18 protein-coding genes are annotated in these 20,000 nt (G+C 74.6%); 5 read left to right on the plus strand and 13 right to left on the minus strand.

Features of this window, described 5'->3' with window-relative positions:
* Nucleotides 1–223: 223 nt before the first annotated feature.
* The 3 genes from ABZ924_RS29325 to ABZ924_RS29335 are packed head-to-tail and all read right to left on the minus strand — an operon-like array spanning nt 224 to nt 3,512.
* Nucleotides 224–1,354 carry an acyl-CoA dehydrogenase family protein gene (locus ABZ924_RS29325; RefSeq protein WP_361916167.1) on the minus strand — a complete coding sequence of 377 codons (1,131 nt, stop codon included), beginning with the start codon at nt 1,352–1,354 and terminating at the stop codon, nt 224–226.
* Complete coding sequence (locus tag ABZ924_RS29330) at nt 1,351–2,538, minus strand: acyl-CoA dehydrogenase family protein (protein WP_361916170.1); 1,188 nt, start codon at nt 2,536–2,538, stop codon at nt 1,351–1,353. The genes ABZ924_RS29325 and ABZ924_RS29330 overlap by 4 nt, the downstream gene beginning before the upstream one ends.
* Nucleotides 2,535–3,512, minus strand: a complete 978-nt coding sequence (locus ABZ924_RS29335; RefSeq protein WP_361916173.1) for an NADPH:quinone oxidoreductase family protein — start codon at nt 3,510–3,512, stop codon at nt 2,535–2,537. Before ABZ924_RS29335 ends, ABZ924_RS29330 begins: the two co-directional genes overlap by 4 nt.
* A gap of 172 nt (nt 3,513–3,684) precedes the next feature.
* On the opposite strand from ABZ924_RS29335, the gene ABZ924_RS29340 reads away from it, so the two are divergent.
* A complete protein-coding gene (locus tag ABZ924_RS29340; RefSeq protein WP_361916176.1) occupies nt 3,685–4,500 on the plus strand; it encodes a hypothetical protein in 816 nt (271 codons plus the stop codon).
* Nucleotides 4,501–4,596: 96 nt separating this feature from the next.
* Here ABZ924_RS29340 and ABZ924_RS29345 read toward each other — a convergent pair whose 3' ends face one another.
* The gene (locus ABZ924_RS29345; RefSeq protein ID WP_361916179.1) at nt 4,597–5,361 is read right to left on the minus strand and encodes a PIG-L deacetylase family protein; all 765 of its coding nucleotides are present in this window, start codon (nt 5,359–5,361) and stop codon (nt 4,597–4,599) included.
* A 77-nt stretch (nt 5,362–5,438) separates the two neighbouring features.
* Here ABZ924_RS29345 and ABZ924_RS29350 point away from each other — a divergent pair, with 77 nt between their 5' ends.
* On the plus strand, nt 5,439–5,981 hold the full coding sequence (locus ABZ924_RS29350) for an NUDIX domain-containing protein (protein ID WP_361916182.1): 543 nt from the start codon (nt 5,439–5,441) through the stop codon (nt 5,979–5,981).
* Nucleotides 5,982–6,014: 33 nt separating this feature from the next.
* Nucleotides 6,015–7,094: a trypsin-like peptidase domain-containing protein gene (locus tag ABZ924_RS29355; protein WP_361916185.1), complete on the plus strand. Its 1,080-nt coding sequence runs from the start codon at nt 6,015–6,017 to the stop codon at nt 7,092–7,094.
* Nucleotides 7,095–7,117: 23 nt separating this feature from the next.
* Here ABZ924_RS29355 and ABZ924_RS29360 read toward each other — a convergent pair whose 3' ends face one another.
* From ABZ924_RS29360 to ABZ924_RS29370, 3 genes are all read right to left on the minus strand, one after another.
* Complete coding sequence (locus ABZ924_RS29360) at nt 7,118–8,428, minus strand: alpha/beta fold hydrolase (protein ID WP_361916188.1); 1,311 nt, start codon at nt 8,426–8,428, stop codon at nt 7,118–7,120.
* 160 nt (nt 8,429–8,588) lie between these two features.
* Complete coding sequence (locus ABZ924_RS29365) at nt 8,589–9,674, minus strand: S-(hydroxymethyl)mycothiol dehydrogenase (RefSeq protein ID WP_361916191.1); 1,086 nt, start codon at nt 9,672–9,674, stop codon at nt 8,589–8,591.
* Between the two features lie 73 nt (nt 9,675–9,747).
* Complete coding sequence (locus ABZ924_RS29370; RefSeq protein ID WP_361916194.1) at nt 9,748–10,773, minus strand: LysR family transcriptional regulator; 1,026 nt, start codon at nt 10,771–10,773, stop codon at nt 9,748–9,750.
* Nucleotides 10,774–10,843: 70 nt separating this feature from the next.
* On the opposite strand from ABZ924_RS29370, the gene ABZ924_RS29375 reads away from it, so the two are divergent.
* Complete coding sequence (locus tag ABZ924_RS29375; RefSeq protein WP_361916197.1) at nt 10,844–11,746, plus strand: dihydrodipicolinate synthase family protein; 903 nt, start codon at nt 10,844–10,846, stop codon at nt 11,744–11,746.
* Nucleotides 11,747–12,151: 405 nt separating this feature from the next.
* Complete coding sequence (locus tag ABZ924_RS29380) at nt 12,152–12,910, plus strand: LysM peptidoglycan-binding domain-containing protein (protein WP_361916199.1); 759 nt, start codon at nt 12,152–12,154, stop codon at nt 12,908–12,910.
* A gap of 72 nt (nt 12,911–12,982) precedes the next feature.
* Here ABZ924_RS29380 and ABZ924_RS29385 read toward each other — a convergent pair whose 3' ends face one another.
* The 6 genes from ABZ924_RS29385 to rraA all read right to left on the minus strand — a co-directional run bounded on the left by ABZ924_RS29385 (nt 12,983) and on the right by rraA (nt 19,923).
* Nucleotides 12,983–13,588: a response regulator transcription factor gene (locus ABZ924_RS29385; RefSeq protein ID WP_361916202.1), complete on the minus strand. Its 606-nt coding sequence runs from the start codon at nt 13,586–13,588 to the stop codon at nt 12,983–12,985.
* Nucleotides 13,585–14,790, minus strand: coding sequence for a sensor histidine kinase (locus ABZ924_RS29390; RefSeq protein WP_361916205.1), 1,206 nt, complete (start codon nt 14,788–14,790; stop codon nt 13,585–13,587). Before ABZ924_RS29390 ends, ABZ924_RS29385 begins: the two co-directional genes overlap by 4 nt.
* A 69-nt stretch (nt 14,791–14,859) precedes the next feature.
* On the minus strand, nt 14,860–15,804 hold the full coding sequence (locus tag ABZ924_RS29395) for a squalene/phytoene synthase family protein (protein WP_361916208.1): 945 nt from the start codon (nt 15,802–15,804) through the stop codon (nt 14,860–14,862).
* A 78-nt stretch (nt 15,805–15,882) separates the two neighbouring features.
* Entirely contained in the window at nt 15,883–17,649 is a 1,767-nt protein-coding gene (locus tag ABZ924_RS29400) for a serine/threonine-protein kinase (protein WP_361916211.1), read from the minus strand.
* A 27-nt stretch (nt 17,650–17,676) separates the two neighbouring features.
* Nucleotides 17,677–19,305, minus strand: a complete 1,629-nt coding sequence (locus ABZ924_RS29405; RefSeq protein WP_361916248.1) for a peptide-N4-asparagine amidase — start codon at nt 19,303–19,305, stop codon at nt 17,677–17,679.
* 138 nt (nt 19,306–19,443) lie between these two features.
* Entirely contained in the window at nt 19,444–19,923 is a 480-nt protein-coding gene (gene rraA, locus ABZ924_RS29410; RefSeq protein ID WP_361916214.1) for a ribonuclease E activity regulator RraA, read from the minus strand.
* Nucleotides 19,924–20,000: the final 77 nt, after the last annotated feature.

A 20,000-nucleotide genomic window follows, 5' to 3' on the forward strand; every position in this document is an offset into this window, starting at 1 on the left:
GCGGACCCCCAGGGAACCCGGCTCCGCCGGGCACCGGGCTCCGCCCAGACCCCGCGCCTCAACGCCGGCGAGGCTGAAATGGCCCACCCCCCGCTCCGAAAGCAGGGGGTGGGATGCCCGGCCCGGGGGCGGACGGGTGGTGCGGCCCGGGGCGACAGCGGGGCGGGTGGGTTGCCCGGCCCGGGCGGAAGCGGGGGTGGGATGCCCGGTCCGGGCGGGGCGGTTACGGGGGCGGGAGTTCGGCGAAGTCGGCTACCAGGGCGTGGTGGTGGCCCGCGGTGCCGAGGGCAAGGGCATCGGCCTTGGCCCGCTTGAGGTAGAGGTGGGCCGGGTGCTCCCACGTCATCCCGATGCCGCCGTGCAGCTGGACGCACTCCTCGGCCGCCCGTACCGCCACCCCGGAGCAGTACGCCTGGGCCACGGCCACCGTGAGCGGGGCGTCCGGAGAGGCCGTGGCAAGGGCGTCGGCCGCGGCGCGCGCCGCCGCCCGCGCGGAGGCGACGTCCAGCCACAGCCGGGCGAGCCGGTGCTTGAGGGCCTGGAAGGAGCCGACGGGCCGGTTGAACTGGTGCCGGGTCCGCAGGTACGACACCGTCTCCGTGAGGCACCACTCGGCCAGCCCCAGCTGCTCCGAGGCGAGCAGCCCCGCCCCCGACAGCAGGGCCCCGGCCACCGCCGCCCGGGCGGTGGCCGGGTCGGCGAGCCGGATGCCCTGCGCCCGGTCCAGGGTGACGTCGGCGAGCGGCCGGGTCAGGTCCAGCGGAACGCGCGGGTCGAGCGAGACGGCCGAGGCCTCGACGGCGTGGAGCCCGGTGTCGGCGAGGACCAGCAGCACGTCGGCGGCGACGGCGTCCGCCACGGAGGTCACCCGCCCGGTCAGGATCCCGCCGCCGGCGTCCTGTACGGCGGCGGGCAGCGGCGCGCCCGGCGCGAGGGTCAGCGGCACCGCCGGCACGCACACCCGCCGCCCCGCGGCCAGCTCCCGTACCAGGGCGGCGGCTTCGGCCCCGTCGCAGCCCAGCAGCACCTCGGTCGCCAGGACCGCGCTGGTCAGGTACGGGGCGGGGGCGACGGCCCGCCCCAGCTCCTCCAGGACCACGGCCGCCTCCCGGTGGCCGGCGCCCTGACCGCCGAGCTTCTCCGGCACGAGCAGCCCGGCCGTGCCGATGCCGGCGGCGAGGGTGTGCCACAGGGCCGGGTCGTGGGGCCGGTCGGTCTCGGCGCGGGCGAGCACGGCGGCGGGCGGGCACCGGTCGGCGAGCAGGTCCCGTACGGAGGCGCGCAGGTCGTCCTCGGTGTCGGAGTACAGCAGGTCGAGCGGGGTGCTCGGGAACGCCGTCGTCGCATGTGTCATCGGGCCAGGTCCTTCCAGGCGAGGTCCTTGTCGTCGCGCGGTTCGGCGGGCAGCCCGAGGACGCGTTCGGCAACGATGTTGAGCAGGATTTCGCTGGTGCCGCCCTCGATGCTGTTGCCCTTGGCCCGCAGGTAGCGGTAGCCGGCGTCGCGCCCGGTGAAGTCGACGAGCTCGGGCCGGCGCATCGTCCAGTCCTCGTAGACCAGGCCCTCCTCGCCGAGGAGTTCCACTTCCAGGCCGCTGATCTCCTGGTTGAGCCGGGCGAAGGCGAGCTTCATGCCGGAGCCCTCGGGGCCGGGCTGCCCGGCGGCCAGCTGCTGGCGCAGCCGCTCGCCGGTGAGCCGGGCGACCTCGGCCTCGACCCACAGGTGCAGCAGCCGCTGGTGCAGGGCGTGCGTGCGCAGTCCGGGGCGTTCGCGCCAGGCGGCGGCGACCGGGGCGATCATGCCGCCTTCGCGGGGGATGCGCATGCCGCCGATGGAGACGCGCTCGTTCATGAGGGTGGTCCGGGCGACCTCCCAGCCCTGGCCGACGGCGCCGAGCCGGTGGCTGTCGGGGATGCGGACCCCGGTGAGGAAGACCTCGTTGAACTCGGCCTCGCCGGTGATCTGGCGCAGCGGCCGGACCTCGACGCCGGGGGCGTCCATGTCGCACAGGAAGTAGGTGATGCCCCGGTGCTTGGGCAGGGCCGGGTCGGTGCGGGCGATGAGGATGGCCCAGCGGGCGGTGTGGGCGCTGGAGGTCCACACCTTCTGCCCGTCCACCACCCACTCCCCCGCCGCCTCGTCGAGGACGGCCCGGGTGCCGAGGGCGGCGAGGTCGGATCCGGCCCCGGGCTCGCTGAAGAGCTGGCACCAGACCTCCTCGCCGACCCACAGGGGGCGCAGGAAGCGCTGCTTCTGCTCCTCGGTGCCGTAGGCGAGGATCGTGGGGGCAGCCATCCCGAGGCCGATGCCGATGCGGCGCGGGTCGTTGTCGGGGGCGCCGGCGGCCTCCAGTTCGGCGTCGACGACGGCCTGGAGGGAGCGGGGCGCGCCGAGCCCGCCGAGGCCCTCGGGGTAGTGGACCCAGGCGAGGCCGGCGTCGAAGCGGGCCCGCAGGAAGGCGGTGCGGGGCGTGTCGGCGGGCGGGTGCGCGGCGAGGAGGTCGCGGACCCGGGCGCGCAGGGCGTCGGCGGTGGTCACCGTCGGGCACCGCCGTCCAGGGCCGGTACGACGACGAGCCGGCCGGTGGTGGTCCCGTCGGCCACGCGCTGCACGGCGTCGGCGGCCGCGGCGAGCGGGAGGCGTTCGCTGACGAGCGGGGTGACGGCGCCTTCGGCGGCGAGCCGGGTGAGCTCGGTGTGGCAGGCGAGGATCGCGGCGGGGTCCTTGGCGGCGTACAGGCCCCAGTGCAGGCCGAGGATGGAGTAGTTCTTGACGAGGGCGTGGTTGAGGGCGGGGGTGGGCACGGTGCCGCCGGCGAAGCCGACGACGACGATGCGGCCCTCGAAGGCCACGCACTTGGTGGAGGCGGTGTAGGCACCGCCTCCGACGGGGTCGTAGACGACGTCGGCGCCGCGGCCGCCGGTGAACTCCTTGACCCGCGCGGCGATGTCCTCGGTGGTGCGGTCGACGACCAGGTCGCAGCCGAGCTCCTCGGCGGTGCGGGCCTTGGCCTTGCCGCCGACGACCCCGATGACGGTGGCCCCGGCGGCCTTGCCGAGCTGGACGGCGGCGCTGCCGACCCCGCCGGAGGCCGCGTGCACGAGCAGGGTCTCGCCCGGCTGGATGCGGGCCCGGCGGTGCAGGCCGAACCAGCCGGTCTGGTAGCCGATGTGCAGGGCGGCGGCCTCGGCGTCGTCGAGGCTGTCGGGGGCCGGCAGCAGGGCGCGGGCCGGGGCGGTGACGTACTCGGCGAAGCCGCCGTGCGGCAGGCTCGGGTTGGCGATGACGCGGCGGCCGTCCTCGGTCTCGCCGCAGATCTCCACCCCGGGGGTGAAGGGCAGCGGCGGCCGGATCTGGTACTGGCCGCGGGCCAGCAGCGCGTCGGGGAAGTTGACGTTCGCCGCGAGGACCTTCAGCCGCACCTCCCCCTCGCCGGGGACGGGTTCGGGAACCTCCTCGAGGCGCATGGCCTCGAGGGGTTCGCCGTGGGTGTGCACTCGCCATGCCTGCATCCGGGGCCTCCAGCCGCCGTCGAGGAACCACGCTCCGCGGGCATACTAAGCAGTCGCTTGCCCATCTGTGAACCGCCCCCCGGCGCGAAACCCGACCCCGTGCACCCCGCCCGAACGAATCCGGACACCGGCGGCAGCATCGGCTGTCAGTGGCCGGTGCGAGCATCCCCCCATGTCTTTCGCCGATCTGACGCTCGCCCACTGGCACACCCTCGACCTGCCGGCCGCCCGGCGCCTCGCCGACGACGCGGCCGCGCGGGTGGGCGGCCGGGTCACCCTCGCCGAGACCGTCCCCGGCCCGGGCGGACCGCTGCACCGGGTGTGCATCGAGCGCGGCGGACAGGAGTTCGCCCTGGTCCCCGGCGGGACGGTGCGGCTCGGCTTCGACCCGGACGCCTGGCGGCCCACGGCCGAACAGGCCGCGTCGTACGCGGAGAGCCTCGAGGAGGGGTACGCGTACGAGCCGGACATCAGGGTCCATCTCGCCGGGCAGCTCAGCCCCGTACGGCGGGTGGCGCTCGCGGCCGTGCTGGTGGCGGTGGAGGACGAGCCGCTGGAGGGGCCGCCCGCCGAGGTGCCGGCCCTGCTGGCGCGGCGGGGGCTGCGGATGCCGAGCGCCGACGAGTGGGAGCACGCCTGCGGGGCCGGGGCGGGGACGCTGTTCCGGTGGGGCGACGCCTGCCCGCTCGACGAGGCCCCGTACGGCACCGGCGGCCCCGGCTGCCCCGCCGGACCGCGGCTGGCGGCGAACGCGTTCGGGCTGCGCATCGCGTACGACGCGTACGGCGCCGAGCTGAGCGCCGGCAGTGCAGCCGTCCACGGCGGCGACGGCGGGGAGGCCGTCTGCGGCGGCTACGGGAGCCTGCTGGCCTGGCTGCCGCTGGCCACGGCGCAGCGCAACCCCGCGATGGCCGAGTTCGTGCACGGCCCGGACGGCGAGGGCCTGTGGGAGGAGTTCTCGACGCGGCCGGTGCTCGACCTGCGGTGAGGTGCGTGCGCGGGGCGCGGGCCCGGTCGCGGCTCAGCGGACCGGTCCCGCGGACCCGGGGCCCCGTGCGGTACGGAGAGGCGGGGAGAGGCTCGCTCAGCGCGGGAAGAGTTCGAACGTCACCGCCGGGCGGCCGCCGAAGCGGGCGCCGGCCTGCTCGGCGAATCCGCCCAGGAAATTGCGGCAGTACTCCTCCGGGTCCTGGTCGGTGAGGACCTCTATGTACGCCTTGTGCTCCATCAGGGACTTGACGGCTCGCTCCATGCCCGGTCCGGCGTCCGCCGCGTGCGTCGGGGTCGAGGAGCCCGCCACCGCGACCCAGCGCACCCCGTTCCACGGCTCCAGGCCCTGCTCCGTGCGCAGCTCGGGGAAGATCCACCGGTTGCCGGCGTCGGCGGCCGCGTCCAGGACGGCCCGGCCGACGGCCTTGTGGTCGGGGGTGTTCCAGAAGCCGCCGCCGGCCTGGCCGCCCCAGGTGTCGCGGTGGTTGAGGGTGATGACCAGCTCGGGGCGGTGGCGCCGGATGGCGGCCGCGATGTCCCGGCGCAGGTCCAGGCCGTACTCGATGACGCCGTCGCGGTAGTCGAGGAACTCCACCTCGGACACGCCGACCACGGCCGCGCTGGCGCGCTGCTCGGCCTCGCGCAGCGGGCCGCACTCCTCCGGGGCGATGGTGTCGATGCCGGCCTCGCCGCGCGTGGCCAGCAGGTAGACGACCTCGCGGCCGCCGTCCGTCCAGTCGGCGATGGCCGCTGCGCAGCCGTATTCCAGGTCGTCGGGGTGGGCCACCACCGCCAGAGCGCGCTGCCAGTCGGTGGGCATGGGCTCCAGGGGCGCGGGCTGATCCTTCTGTTCGGTCATGTCCGCACCCTAACCAACTACCCGTCACCGCAAGCCGCATGGAGCCGTTGTCAGTGCCGCATGCCACCGTGGACTGCATGGGCGAGCAGACGGAACGGACCGAGCGGATCGAACGGGTGGACGAGCGGGACCGGGTGGTGGGAGTGGTGGACCGGGCCGAGGCGATACGCCGCGGCTGGCTGCACCGCATCGCGACGGTCGTGGTACGCGACCCCGCCGGGCGCATCCTCGTCCACCGCCGCCCCGCAGAGGCCTCCCGCTTCCCGGGGCAGCTCAACTGGCTGGCCGGGGGCGCCGCCGAGGTAGGGGAGACCTACGAGGAGGCCGCGGCGCGGGAGCTGGCGGAGGAGCTCGGGGTCACCGGGGCCCGCCCGCGCCCCGTCCTGAAGTTCCTCTGCACCGGGGTGATCAGCCCGTACTGGCTGGGCCTGCACGAGACCACCGTCGCGGAGCCGATACGCCCGGACCCGGCGGAGATGGCCTGGTGGACGTGGATGGACGAGGAGGAACTGGACAGCCTCACCACCGGCCCGGACTTCGTCCCGGACGGCCGCGAGGCATGGGCGCGCTACCGGGACGCCGCCTTGCCAGGACAGGTCCCGCAGGCGGGTCTAGCCTGAAAGAGGGGTATGTCTCCGGAAAGGTACGGGCACATGAAGGTGCGGGGTGGCGGCGCCGTCCTGGCTGCCGCGGCGGTGGTCCTGGGTGTGGTCGTCGGCCCGCCGGCCTCGGCGGACGACAAGGATCCCCGGAAGATCTACGAAGAGGCCGCGCCCGCCACGGTCCACGTGATCGGCAAGGGCTCCAGCGGCAGCGGATTCGTCTACGACGCGAAGAAGGGCCTCATCGCCACCAACGCCCATGTGGTGGAGGGCGAAGCCTCCTTGAAGGTCGTGGTCGGGGACCAGCCGCCGGAGCCCGCGCGCGTGGTGGGCATCGACCCCTGCGAGGACCTGGCGGTGCTGACGTTCAGCACCCAACCGCCCGATCTCAAGGCGCTCGAGTTCGGTGACAGCAAGGATGTGAAGACGGCCGACACCGTCACCGCGCTCGGCTATCCGACGGCGCTCGGCGAGGGCAACCAAAAGGCGGCGTACACGGCCGGTTCGGTGCAGAACCCCGACGTGGTCAACGCCGAGCCGTCGAGCTCACTGCCGCGCTATCCCGCCACCATCCAGCACTCCGCGACCGTCAACCCCGGCAACTCCGGCGGCCCCCTGCTCAACGGTGACGGGAAGGTCGTCGGCATCAACACGCTGAGCGCCACGGGCGACGTGCAGGGACAGTTCTACGCCATCAGCAGCGACCATGCGCGCCGGGTACTGGACACCCTCGCGAGCGGCACGGTGAGGAACGACCCGGGCTGGTACCTGATGGCCCTGGACGACCCGGAGCTGAGCTCGTACTACGTAGAGGAGGACCAGCCCACCGTGGAGAAGGCGCAGAAGCAGCTGATCGCTTCCGGCGTGACCGGAGTGTTCGTGGCCGACGCGCGCAGCGATTCCCCCGTGGCGAAGGCCAACCTCGAACAGGGCGACGTGCTGACCGCCGTGAAGGACACGCCGGTGAAATCCGTGGCCGACGTCTGCGACGTGCTCCAGTCCTCCTCCCCTGGTGAGAAGGTTCCGTTGGAAGGCGTCTACTCCTTCAACGCCGACGGGAAGAAGACGAAGTTCGGGGAGGCGTGGACCGCCGACCTCGTCCTCGACAAGGGCTCGGCGAGCGGCAGCTGAGGGCCTGCCGGGCAGCTGCGCGGTCAGGCCTCGTCAGTGGTGAGGGACAGGAGGCGGTCCAGGACACGGGGGCCGCCGGCGCGGATGCCGTCGTGTTCGAACTCGTCCGTCACCCAGGTGCGCAGGCCCCGGACGGCGGCGGCGGTGGCCAGGGAGTGGGCGGTGTCCACGTACATGTCGTCGTGGTAGACGGCGGCGGCCACCGGCACCTCGTTGGCGGCGAGCCGCTCCGGGTCGTAGAGGGGGCCCCAGCCGGTCCGGGCGGCCAGCAGTTCGGCGGTCTCCCGCAGCGGGGCCAGCGCCGGGTCGACGGAGAAGTGCCAGGGGTGGATGGTCTCGCCGGTGAACAGCAGCGGCTCCTCGCCCGCGAGGGCCTTGGCGGCGTCGAAGCCGGCGTGGTCCGCGCGGATCCGCTCGGCGGCCCAGGCGGTGGGCGCGGCCGGGTCCTGGGCGTAGATGGCCTCGTGGAGGACCGCGTACAGGGGGTGGCCGGCGAAGGAGAGCCGCGCGTGAACCGCCTCCAGGAAGGCGTCGGAGAGCACGGGGCCGGCCGTGGACGGCACGAAGGCGTCCTCCAGCAGGTAGTGCAGCTGGTGGCTGCCGTCGCCGCCGCCGAGCATGATGCCGAGGGACTGGAAGGCCTCGACGGTCAGCAGGTATCCGCCGGGGAGCTCGGCCGGGCGCTCGGCGAGGTGGGCGGCGATGCGGCGGGCCCGCTCGATGTCCATCGGGTAGCGGGCGTAGTGGGCGAGGTTCTTGCGCCGCATGCGGGGGTAGGCCGCCGCGTACACCTCGTCGGCGGTCGCGTCGAGGGAGGGCAGGCCGCCGGCGATCAGGGCCGCGGTCAGCCCTTCGGGGGCGGTGGACAGGTAGTGGGTGGTGCAGAATCCGCCGAAGCTCTGCCCGAGGACGGTCCAGGGGGCGCCGCCCGTCAGGCCGGGCCGGACGGCCTCGGCGTCGCGGACGATGGAGTCGGCGCGGAAGTGCGCCAGGTACGCGGCCTGCTGCTCGGGGGTGCCGCGCAGGGGCAGGGTCTGCCGGTTCAGCGGGGTGGAACGGCCCGTGCCGCGCTGGTCGAGGAGGAGGACCCGGTGGTCGGTGAGGGCCCGGCCCAGCCAGGCCTGCCGGCCGGTGAAGCGGCGGGCGCCGAAGCCGGGGCCGCCCTCGAGGTAGAGCATCCAGGGCAGCGCCTCGGGGTCCTTGCCGGCCGCGACGACCTCGCGCGCGTACAGCTCGATCTGCTCGCCGTCGGGCCTGCTGTGGTCGAGCGGGACGGTGAAGCGGTGGTCGGTGAGGACGACCCCGGGCTGGCGGTAGGTGCGTTCGGCGGTCACGGACGGCCCCTGGGTGTACGGGTGCGGGTGCGGGCGGGCGCGGTGTCCCCCGCAGCCGGTGGCTGCACGGGATACGGGACGTGGCGGTGCGGCCGAGTCTAGTACGGGCCCTGCCGTCCTCCCGCGGGGCGGCGGAACCGCCCCGCGGGAGGAGGGATGGCTAGAACTCGACCACCGAGCGGAGGACCTCGCCGCGTTCCATGCGGGCGAAGGCGGCCTCGACCCCGTCGAGCGGGATGGTCTCGGAGACGAAGGCGTCGAGGTCGAGCCGGCCCTGCAGGTAGAGGTCGATCAGGATCGGGAAGTCGCGCTCGGGCAGGCAGTCGCCGTACCAGGAGGACTTCAGGGAGCCGCCGCGGCCGAAGACGTCCAGCAGCGGCAGTTCGAGTTTCATGTCGGGGGTCGGGACGCCGACCAGGACCACGGTGCCGGCCAGGTCGCGGGCATAGAAGGCCTGGCTGTAGGTCTCGGGGCGGCCTACGGCGTCGATGACGACGTCGGCGCCGTTGCCGCCGGTGAGGTTCTGGATCGCCTTGACGACGTCCTCGGTGCGGCCGTTGACGGTGTGGGTGGCGCCCAGGCCCCGGGCCCACTCCAGCTTGCGGTCGTCGAGGTCGACGGCGATGATCCGGGCCGCTCCGGCGAGCCGGGCGCCCGCGACGGCCGCGTTGCCCACGCCGCCGCAGCCGATGACGGCGACGGAGTCGCCGCGTCCGACGCCCCCGGTGTTGAGGGCGGCGCCGAGGCCGGCCATCACCCCGCACCCGAGGAGCCCGGCGGCGGCCGGCGACGCGGACGGGTCCACCTTGGTGCACTGCCCGGCGGCGACCAGGGTCTTCTCGGCGAAGGCGCCGATCCCGAGGGCCGGCGACAGCGGAGTGCCGTCCTCCAGGGTCATGGGCTGGGTGGCGTTGTGCGTGGCGAAGCAGTACCAGGGACGCCCGCGCTTGCAGGCCCGACAGGTGCCGCACACCGCGCGCCAGTTCAGGACCACGAAGTCGCCGGGCGCCACGGAGGTGACGTCCGGGCCGACGGATTCCACGATTCCGGCGGCTTCATGGCCGAGGAGGAACGGGAACTCGTCGTTGATGCCGCCCTCGCGGTAGTGCAGGTCGGTGTGGCAGACCCCGCAGGCCTGGACGCGGACCAGCGCCTCGCCGGGGCCGGGGTCCGGCACGAGGATCGTCGTCGTCTCCACCGGTGCGCCCTTGCTCCGCGCGATGACCCCTCGTACGCGATGCGTCACGTCATACCCCGCTCTGTTCGGATCTGTCTGGATCAACGAACGTACACGGACCGGACGGCGTACGGGAGTTGTGTCACGCGCCGGTGCCCGCCGTGGCGAGTTCCCGCGGTACGGCGGCGCGCAGTGCCGCTGCGAACGCGGCCACGGCGGGGTGGGCCGCGGCGCCGCTGCGGAAGGCCACCTTGGTGCGCCGCTCCATCAGCAGCCGGGTGAGGACGACGGCCGGATCCGGCCGCGCCGGGATGCCGAGCTGGGGTACGACGGCCACGCCCTGGCCGGCCGCGACCAGGGCGAGCACGGTGGCGAACTCGTCGACCCGGTGGCGCACGCGCGGGGCGAAGCCGGCGGCCTGGCAGGCCCGTACGGTCATGGCGTGGCAGAGGGTGCCGGGCGTGGCGGTGATCCAGGGGGCGTCCGCGTGGGCCCGCAGGACGGAGCCCTGGTCGGGCGGCGGGGGCACGGTGTCCGCGGACTGCGCCGGGACCGGTTCCGATAGCGGGACCGGGACCGGGTCGGGGTCCGCAACCGGGTCCGGCTGCGTACCCGGTGCCGCCGCGGCCGGCGTGCCCGCGGGGGCGGCGAGGTACATGGCCTCGCGGTAGAGGGGCGCGGTGGCGAGGCCCGGCTCGGGCGGTGCGGGCACGAAGTCGTACTCGTGGACGAGCGCCACGTCGAGGTCGCCGGCCCGCAGCGCGTGCGCCACGGCCGCCGGATCGGTCTCCCACACCATCGGCTCCAGCGCCGGGTGACGCCGGGCCAAGGTGACCAGGGCGGCCGGGACGATGGCCCGGGTGGCGGTGGGGAAGGCCCCGATGCGCAGGGCTCCGGCCAGGCCGCTGCGCGCCTCGGCGAGGTCGGCGGCCGCCTCCTCCAGCCGCTCCAGTACGGCTTCGGCGTGCCGGACCAGGTTCTGGCCCGCCGGGGTGAGCCGGACCCGGCGGCCGGTGCGTTCGAGCAGCGGCAGGCCCGCCTCGCGCTCGAGGACGCCGAGTTGCTGGGACACGGCCGAAGGGCTGAAGGAGAGCGCCTCGGCCACGGCCGCGATGGTCCCGCGCCGGGCGAGTTCGCGCAGCAGGCGCAGGCGTCGTACGTCGAGCATCGGCTCAGCTTACGGTTCGGGTAAGAAATGCGAACTGGATTCGGCGGTCGGGGCGGGCCAGGCTCGTCGCATGGCACAGGACATCGCCCTTCACGGGATTCACGTACCGCTCGTCACCCCCTTCACCCGCGCCGGGGGCATCGCCGCCGAGGCCCTGGAGGCACTCGCCCACGAGGTGCTCGACGACGGCGCCGCCGGAATCGTCGCGCTCGGCACCACCGGCGAGGCCGCCGCCCTCGAGGAGGCGGAGCGCGACCTCGTCACGGACGTCTGCGCCCGGGTCTGCCGGGAGCGGGGGGCGGTGCTGACGGTGGGCGCCGGGGCGAGCGGCACCCGGGCCGCCGAGGCCTCGCTCGCCCGGCTCGCCCGGTGGCCGGAGGTCGGGGCGGCGCTGGTGACGGTGCCCTCGTTCGTCCGGCCCGCGGCGGCAGGGGTGTTGGCGCACTTCACGCGGCTGGCCGAGGTGAGCCCCGTACCGCTGGTCGTCTACCACATCCCGTACCGGACGGGGCAGCCGCTGGAGGCCGGGGCGATGCGCCGGCTCGGGGAGATCCCCGGGGTCGCCGGGATGAAGTACGCCGGCGGGGGCATCGACGCCGACACGGTGGCGCTGCTCGGCGCCCTGCCGGAGTCCTTCACGGTGCTGGCGGGCGACGACGTGTACCTGTCGCCGATGCTGGCGCTGGGTGCGACGGGCGGGATCCTCGCCTCGGCGCACCTGGCGACAGCGCGGTACGTGGAGCTGGTGGCGGCCTGGCGGGCGGGCGACGTGGTACGGGCCCGGGCGCTGGGCCATGCCCTGGCGGCGCTCTCCGCGGCGGCTTTCCGGGAGCCGAATCCGACCGTGGTGAAGGGTGTGCTGCACGCTCAGGGGCGGATTCCGACGCCCGACGTGCGCCTTCCGCTGCTGTCGGCGGGCCGGGCGTCGGTCGAGGCGGCGCTCGACGGGCTGGACGGGCTCGCCCGGCTCTGAGGACCTGGCAAAAACCCTCGAAACGGCAGTGGGCGCGCCGGAAAGCGCCCACTGCGGGCGGTTGGTAAGGAACAGGCCCTGATGCCCTGATCAGGAGCATGAATACAGGGTTTGTCCGTTTTGCGAATCGGGCCTCTATGCCCGTGATGTGAGTCACGTAAACGTCGACAACATCAATTTCCCCGGGGCGGCTTTTCCCCTTTCCCGGAAAGGAATTCCGGCCTTTTCCGAAGAGCCGTCCAAGGTCATTTTCCGCCCCGATAGGGGAAAGTCGATCACCGGGTGGAATTCGCGTCTTGTTCCGTCCCCGCGGACTCGCTTACGGTCACGTCGTTCCCGGCGGGCAGCTACCGAATCCGGCCTCCGCCAGGGGTCCCCCCGCACCCGCACGTGAGGATTTCCGCCATGCCCGGACAGGGTAAGCACCGCCGCCCGAAGCAGCGTCCGATCGTCCGCAAGCTGGCCTTCGCCGGCACCGGCGGCGCGGCCCTGGCCCTGCCCCTGATCAGTGCGACCACCGCCGGTGCGGCCGTCGCCCAGCAGCCGGCCACCGCACCCGCGGCGACCACGGCGGTCCTGCCCGCCGCGCAGCCGGCCGCGACCAAGGCGGCGGCGCCCCTGACGTACTCCGTGGCCGTGGGCGACACCCTGTCGAAGATCGCTGCCGAGCACTCCGTCAGCGGAGGCTGGCAGGCCCTCTACGAGGCCAACCGCACGGTCATCGGCAGCAACCCCTCGGTCATCCGCCCCGGCACCAAGCTGACCCTCGGCGCCGCGGCCAAGGCGGCCGCCGCGAAGGCGAAGGCGACCGTGAAGGCCGCGGTCAAGCCCGCGACGAGCTACCCGAACAACCTCGACGGCTGGATCCGCGAGTCGCTGGACATCATGGCCAAGCACGGAATCCCCGGCTCCTACAACGGAATCCACCGCAACGTGATGCGCGAGTCCTCGGGCAATCCGCTCGCCATCAACAACTGGGACTCCAACGCCGCGATGGGCATTCCCTCCAAGGGCCTGCTCCAGGTCATCGACCCGACCTTCCGCGCCTACCACGTGCCCGGCACCTCGATGGACTCCTACGACCCCGTCGCCAACATCACGGCCGCCTGCAACTACGCGGCCGCCCGCTACGGCTCCATCGACAACGTCAACGGCCCGTACTAGGCCCACCGCTCCCCGTTCGACCGGTCTGGCCGGTCCGATCGGTCCGACCCGTCCGTGCCCGCGGGCCCGCCGTCACAGCCACCCCTGGCGGCGGGCCGCACGCACGGCCTCCATCCGGTTGCGGGTACCCGTCTTGCCGATGGCCGACGACAGGTAGTTGCGCACCGTCGACTCCGACAGGTGCAGCCGCGCCGCGATGTCGGCGACCGTCGCCCCGTCGACCGCGGCGTTCAGCGCATCGGCCTCCCGCGGCGTCAGCGGGTTCGGCCCGGCGCTCAGCGCGGCCGCGGCCAGCGCGGGGTCGATGACCGTCTCCCCCGCCAGCACCCGCCGTACCGCGGCGGCCAGTTCCTCCACCGGCCCGTCCTTGACCAGGAAGCCAGCGGCCCCCGCCTCCATCGCCCGGCGCAGGTAGCCCGGCCGCCCGAAGGTGGTCAGGATCAGCACCCGGCACCCGGGCAGGCGCGTGCGCAGCTCCGCGGCCGCGTCGAGGCCGCTGCAGCCCGGCAGTTCGATGTCGAGCAGCGCCACGTCCGGCCGCGCGTCCAGGGCCGCGGGCACGATCCGGTCCCCCGCGCCGACCTGCGCGACGACCTCGATGTCCTCCTCCAGCCCCAGCAGCAGGGCCAGGGCGCCGCGCATCATGCCCTGGTCCTCCGCGAGCAGGACCCTGATCATCGGCTCTCCTCCGTTGCGGGGTCGTCGGTTCCGTCCGCTTCCAGCGGGAGTTCGGCCGTGACCCGGAAGCCGCGCCCGGGGGCGGGCCCGCCCACCAGGGTGCCGCCCGCCGCCGCGAGGCGTTCGGCCAGGCCGGTCAGGCCGCTGCCCGGCGGGGTCGAGCCTACGCCGTCGCCGTCGTCGGTGATCACCAGGCGGGCCCGCTCCGCCGAGCTGCGCAGTTCGATCGTGCAGCCGGCGGCCCCGCTGTGCCGGATCACGTTGGTCACGGCCTCCCGGACCACCCAGCCGAGCAGGGCGGCCTCCTGCGGCGGCAGCGGGGGCCCGGACTGCCGTACGACGGGCTCGATGCCGGCGGCGGTCAGCGCGCCCCGGGCCCGGTCGAGCTCCGCGGCGAGGCTGGCCTCGCGGTAGCCGGTGACGGCCTCCCGGATCTCGGTCAGCGCCTGCCGACCGATGGACTCGATGTCGCCGACCTGGGCGAGGGCCGCGTCCATGTCCCGCGCGGCGATGCGGCGGGCCGCCTCCGACTTCACCACGATCACCGAGAGGGTGTGGCCCAGCAGGTCGTGCAGGTCGCGGGAGAAGCGCAGCCGCTCCTGGTCGACCGCGGCGCGCGCCAGCTCCTGCCGGGTCCCGTGCAGGGTGCGGACGGTCTCGGCCAGGGCCAGGATGGCCGCGGTGACCATCCCGGAGAGCAGGGTCCCGTAGACGACGCCGAGCGCGTCCCAGCCCTCCCAGCCCTTGTGCCACCCCGCGACCGCCCCGGCGAGGCCGGTGACGACCAGCATCACGGGCCCGAGCCTGCGGCGGCGGACCACCGCTCCGGTGGCCAGCCCCCACAGCGGGAAGAACAGCAGCCAGCTGCCGCCGTAGGCCAGGGCGAGGGCGCAGGTGGTCGCGCCCAGGGCGGCCAGGCACCAGAGGGTGCTCGCCGCTTCCCGGACCCGCTCGTCGAAGGCCCGGAACACCAGGGTGACGTAGAGGGAGTTGAAGACGAGGAGGCCGAGGGCGCCGATCCAGGGGTTCGGGGTCTCCCCGTGGACGATGTTGGAGACCGCGCCCATTCCGAGCAGCAACCAGGGCAGCAGGGTGTAGGCGTTGGGGGCCTTCACGGTGTCCGCCTCGTCGCCGGTGTCCGCGGGGCGGGGGCGGCGGCACGAGAGGGGCTCGGCGGGCAGTGGTGCGGTCGTCTTCGGCATGTCCCCCACGCTACGAACCGGCCGGGCCGCCCGGCAGATCCGCCTGTACGGACTCCGGCAGGACAAATGTCACCGTCGCCCGGCCCCGCGCTGCCCGGCGGCCCGCAGGGGCTCCCGCGCTCCGGAGCGGGCGCGGGCCAGGGTGCGCAGCGGGGCCACGAGGCCGTAGCCGACGTCCCGGCGCAGGGCGCCCGCGCCGGCCCGCTCGACGGCCGCGAGCTGGTGTGCCATGAGCTCGGTCATGGTGGCGACGACCGGGTGCAGGCCCGGCTCGGTCAGGTCGAGGATGCCGTCGGTGGCATCCAGGGCCGCCCGGGCGCGCCGGGCCTCGGCGGCGAGCAGGGCGCGTACGGCGGGGGTGTCGCGGGCCTGTTCGAGGTCGGCGCGGGTGACGGAGTGCTCGGCGAGGCGGGCGCGCGGCAGGCAGAGCCGGCCGTCGGCGAGGTCGCCCGCGAGGTCGGCGAGGAAGTCGACGCGCTGGGCGGCATCGACGAACCGTCGCCAGCCGGCGGCCTGCTCGGCGTCGGGGCCGCCCCGGTACTGGAGCCCGATGAAGGCCATCAGGCCCGGCCAGGCGTAGGCGTCGAGGTAGGCCTGGAAGTCCTCCTCGGTGTCGAAGCCGTCGAAGCACGCCTCGGCGGAGGCGGCGCCGTCGAGGAAACGGGTGATCCACGGCTCGGGCAGGCCGCGGGAGGCGACGGCGTGGACGTACGCGCGCAGCAGCGGGTCGGGGCTGTCGCCGGTGTGCAGCGCCGCCTCGACCCGCCCGGTGAGCGCGGCGAGGTTGGCGCGGCGCTGCTGCACGGTCCCGGTCTCGGCGACGTCGTCGACCAGGTTCATGAAGCCGACGCCGGCCGCCAGCCAGGGCACCAGCGGCGGCGCCGCGAGCAGACGCAGCGTCAGGTAGGGGGCCGGTTCGCGGCGCAGGACCCGGCGCGCGACGTACGTGTAGTCGTCACGCAGCCGGGGACCGCGTATGCCGGCCTCCGTGAGGGTGGTGCGCCAGGTGGGCATGGTGGCCGTGCTCCTCGGACGTATGTGACCCGTACGCGCGTTCGCTGCTCGTACGACTGGGCGTACGGGTACACCATGTCAAAGGCGGTAGACCTTCTTGACCTTGCCCTCGGTGTCGGCGTAGATGTAGCCGCCCTGGCCGTACTCGTCGGTGAGGTAGGGCCGCATCGAGGGGCTCTGGTCGAAGAGCCAGGGCTCGACGATGACGTAGCGCATGGTCGGCTTGGCGACGCCGAGCTCCTTCTGGGCGGTGTCGAGGAGGCCCGGCAGGGCGTCCCAGCTGACGCCCGCCATGTCGATCAGCGGCTCCTCGGCCTTGACGGTGCCGCCGGGGCCGGTGCGGGTCGCGCCGCCGTCGTCGTAGCGCCAGTGGTCATAGGTCCTGGCGCCGGCGGCGGTGGGGATGTCCGCGAGGACGTACTCCTCGTAGACGGTCATCTTCACGAAGGCGGTGGTGCCCGTCTTCTGCTTGAACGCCTCGACGGCGGCGCGGACGTTGGCGGGAGTGAGCAGGCTGCCCTTGGGCGCGGCCTTGTTCCCGCTCTGGCGCGGGGAGTCCGCCTTGGCGCTCGAGGCCGGGGTGGAGGGGGCGGTCGCCGCGCCGGAGGAGGAGGACGAGGCGCCGCCCCCTCCCTTCGCGGACGAGCCCGACGAGCCGACGCCGGACAGCCCCTGGAACATCCAGAACACCCAGCCGGCCAGCGCCAGCGCGAGGCCGGCGCCGATCAGGACCAGGCGGCGGCGCGGGGCGCGCGGCACCGGCGGGACGGCCGCGGTGACGGAGACGGAGTACGGGGATCCGCCCCCGGGAGTGAACGGCGGGGGCGCGTACGGCCCGCCGACCGCCGGCCCGGCGGAGTACGGCGGGATGCCGGCGGGCGGCGTGGCGGCCGGGGGCACCGCGCCGGCCGGTTGGGTGCTCGGCGGGCCGTACCCGCCCGGGGTGGCCTGCGGCGCGGCCGGCGCCGCAGGGCCCGAGCCGGCGGCAGCCGCAGCGGCCGCGTCCCGGAGCATCTGCTCCAGCTGCGCCGCGTCCGGCCGCACGGCCAGGTCCCGTACGAGCAGCCGCTCCAGTACGGGCCCCAGCGGGCCGGAGCGCACCGGCGCCGGGATCGGGTCCTCCAGCACGGCGACGACGGTGGCCAGGCTGGTGGCCCGGCGCAGCGGGCTGGTCCCCTCGGCCGCCACGTACAGGAGCATGCCCAGCGACCACAGGTCGGAGGCCGCGAGCCCCTCCTCGCCGCGCGCCCGCTCGGGCGCGATGTACTCCGGGGAGCCGATGAGCACACCGGTGGAGGTGAGTGCGGTCGAGCCGTGCAGGGCGGCGATGCCGAAGTCGGTCAGCACGGCCGAGCCGTCGGGCCGCAGCAGGACGTTGGCCGGTTTCACGTCGCGGTGGAGGATCCCTTCGGCGTGCGCGGCGCGCAGCGCGGACAGCACGTCGAGGCCCAGGCGGACGACGTCCGCGACCGGCATCGGCCCGGATTCCAGGAGGTCGCTCAGGGAGCCGCCCTTGACGAGCTCCATCACGATCCACGGGTGCCCGTCCGCGCCCTCGGCCGGCTCGACGATGTGGTGGATCGTCACCACGTTGGGGTGCGCGAGGCGGGCCAGGGCCCGGGCCTCGCGCACCGCCCGCTCCCGCAACTGGACGGTGAGGCCGGGCTGGGCCGCGGCCGTCGCCGGGTCCGGCGGGCGCACCTCCTTCAGGGCGACGTCGCGGTGCAGTGCGATGTCGCGGGCGCGCCACACCGTGCCCATGCCACCGGCGCCCAGGGGCGCCATCAGTTCGAATCGGCCGTCGACCAGCTGTCTGCCGGATCTGCCGGCCTCACTCATGTCCATGGCGGGTCATCGTAGGCGCCGCCGGTGTCAGCAGCGTCGCCGGTCCTCCGTCACGGTGCCCTGCGCGGTGGTGACGGTCCTGTCGTAGCAGCCGCGGCCGGTGGGAGCCCCGTACAGCTGGTAGCGCTCGGTGCTGGTGCCGACGGCGTGGCGCTGGTCGCGGGGCACGTTCGCCGTGTAGCTCGCGTCGCCGGTGTACCGGTCGTCGAGCCGGGTCCGGTCGACGGTGCGGCCGCCGCGCACGGTGGTGGTCTCGGAGCGGTCGCCGAGCGCGATGACGGTCCGCAGGCGGTCTGCGGCGCCGAGGGTGGTCTCGCCGTCCATCGTGTACGTGCGCGCGGTGCGGGTGGTGGAGTTGCCGCGGGTCACGCTGTCCTCGTCGGTCCACGTGGCGGTCAGCGCGTCCTGGTTCTCCCCGTCCGTCCAGGTGTGCACGGACGTGGCGCGCACGGAGCGCGTGACCGTGGTGGTGATGCGGCCGTGCGAGGTGTCCAGGCGTCCGGCGACGGTCAGGCGGTGCTCGCCCTCGGTGTCGAGGCGGTGCCGGGTGGTGGAGGTCGCGGGCGTCCAGCGGCTGGAGCCGGCCGGTTCGCTCTCCTCGTGCCGGGTCAGCGCGCCGGTGACGACGGCCCGGCCCTCGTCCTGCCACAGCAGCAGGTTCACCGGGGTGCTCCAACCGCTCTGGCCCGCCGGGACGCCGGCGACGGAGACCTCGATGCGGTGCTCGCGGCCGTCGTTGAGCAGGGCGGCGTACGGGGTGAGGTCGTAGACCACCGGCTGGACGTCGAAGGCGCGGGGCGCGGGCGTGACGTACCAGAGGAACGGGTTGGACCAGCCGCCGGTCCACACCGTCGGGAAGGGGGCGGCGATACCGGCGAGCTGTCCGTCGACGGCTATGCGGACCTCGCGGTGCGGACCGCCGGCGGCCTTGCAGGAGTACGGGGCCGCGTCGGGGACCGTCAGGTACCAGAACTCCTCGCAGCCGCCGCCCGAGCCGGTGGCGTACACCTCGGCGAGGAGCCGTTCGGTGTTGCGCGGGGTGGTCACGGCGGGCGTGGTGAGCGGGAGGACCCGGTCGGGGGTGTCGGGGGCCGCTGAATGCCGCTCGGCGGCATAGAAGGTGAGGGTGGCCTTGACGTCGATGACGCCGGTATAGATGTCGTTGACGACGTTTCCAATCAGCATCTCGACGGGCTGCGGCCGGCTGAGGGTGTCGCGGTAGCGGGTCACGTCCTTCTCGACGGACCAGGTGATGCCGTCGGGCGAGGGCTCGGGGGTGGAGGTGCGCAGGATCTCGACGCCGCCCACGGAGAGGTGGCCGAGCCGGTCGTACTGGCGGCCCTTGACCTTGCCGTCGAGACGCAGGACCACCTTGGCCCAGGGGCCGGTGCCGCAGCCGGCGGGCGGCGTGTAGGTGCCGGTGTACGGGGTGAAGTCGCGGAACTGGGCCTCGGCCAGGGTCAGTTCGCAGGAGCGGGTCGCGGGGCGCTCGACGGGCGGGGCGGCGGTGAGCGGGTCGTGCCAGTCGGTGCCGAACTCCGCGGGCGGGGTGTCTGCGGGCGCCGCGGCGGTACGGGCCTGCGCGGGGGCGGCGGCGGTGCGGGCCTGCGCGGGGCCGGCGGCGGTGCGGGCCTGCGCGGGTCCCGCGGCGGCCAGGGTGGCCACGGCGAGCGCGAGCGCGCCGAGCAGGCCGGTGATCCTGTGTCGTGTCATGGCCCCGCAGTGAACCGGCCCCGCGCCGCCGCCCGCCAGGCCCGTGACACCGCATCTGGCCGGATCCCGCCCCCTGCCGCGTCAGGCCGGGAGGACGACCACGCCGTCGTCGTCGGCGTACACGGTGTCCCCGGGGCGGAAGACGGCTCCGCCGAGGGTGACCGGCTCGTCCACGGTCCCCGCGCCGGTCTTGCCGCTCTTGCGCGGGACGGTGCCCAGGGCCTTGATGCCGAGGTCGAGGCCGCCGAGGGCGACGCTGTCGCGGACCGCGCCGTTGATGATCAGGCCCGCCCAGCCGTTGCGCTGCGCCGCGCCGGCGATGAGGTCGCCGGTGAGCGCGGTCCGCAGCGAGCCGGCGCCGTCCACGACCAGGACGGCGCCCCCGCCGGGGCTGTTGACGACGTCGCGCAGCAGGGCGTTGTCCTCGCGGCAGGAGAGCGTGCGCACCGGACCGGCGAAGAGCCGGCGACCGCCGAACTGCCGGAAGTCGGTGGCGCAGATCTCCAGGTCCTCGCCGTGCTCGTCGTACAGGTCGCTGGTGGGGACGGGTGTGACGGTCATATCGCTCTGGACTCCTCGCAGCCGGTAGGTCGCGCCGTACGGCCCAGCCTATGCGCGGCCCGTCGCGGGGCGGGGTC

The organism is Streptomyces sp. NPDC046876, from assembly GCF_040645035.1.
Classification (GTDB): domain Bacteria; phylum Actinomycetota; class Actinomycetes; order Streptomycetales; family Streptomycetaceae; genus Streptomyces.

Coding starts and splice junctions, on each gene's coding strand:
- ABZ924_RS29325 (WP_361916167.1), bottom strand. CDS start 1,354: ATGACACATGCGACGACGGCGTTCCCGAGCACCCCGCTCGACCTGCTG.
- ABZ924_RS29335 (WP_361916173.1), bottom strand. CDS start 3,512: ATGCAGGCATGGCGAGTGCACACCCACGGCGAACCCCTCGAGGCCATG.
- ABZ924_RS29340 (WP_361916176.1), top strand. CDS start 3,685: ATGTCTTTCGCCGATCTGACGCTCGCCCACTGGCACACCCTCGACCTG.
- ABZ924_RS29345 (WP_361916179.1), bottom strand. CDS start 5,361: ATGACCGAACAGAAGGATCAGCCCGCGCCCCTGGAGCCCATGCCCACC.
- ABZ924_RS29350 (WP_361916182.1), top strand. CDS start 5,439: ATGGGCGAGCAGACGGAACGGACCGAGCGGATCGAACGGGTGGACGAG.
- ABZ924_RS29355 (WP_361916185.1), top strand. CDS start 6,015: ATGAAGGTGCGGGGTGGCGGCGCCGTCCTGGCTGCCGCGGCGGTGGTC.
- ABZ924_RS29370 (WP_361916194.1), bottom strand. CDS start 10,773: ATGCTCGACGTACGACGCCTGCGCCTGCTGCGCGAACTCGCCCGGCGC.
- ABZ924_RS29375 (WP_361916197.1), top strand. CDS start 10,844: ATGGCACAGGACATCGCCCTTCACGGGATTCACGTACCGCTCGTCACC.
- ABZ924_RS29380 (WP_361916199.1), top strand. CDS start 12,152: ATGCCCGGACAGGGTAAGCACCGCCGCCCGAAGCAGCGTCCGATCGTC.
- ABZ924_RS29385 (WP_361916202.1), bottom strand. CDS start 13,588: ATGATCAGGGTCCTGCTCGCGGAGGACCAGGGCATGATGCGCGGCGCC.
- ABZ924_RS29390 (WP_361916205.1), bottom strand. CDS start 14,790: ATGCCGAAGACGACCGCACCACTGCCCGCCGAGCCCCTCTCGTGCCGC.
- ABZ924_RS29395 (WP_361916208.1), bottom strand. CDS start 15,804: ATGCCCACCTGGCGCACCACCCTCACGGAGGCCGGCATACGCGGTCCC.
- ABZ924_RS29400 (WP_361916211.1), bottom strand. CDS start 17,649: ATGGACATGAGTGAGGCCGGCAGATCCGGCAGACAGCTGGTCGACGGC.
- rraA (WP_361916214.1), bottom strand. CDS start 19,923: ATGACCGTCACACCCGTCCCCACCAGCGACCTGTACGACGAGCACGGC.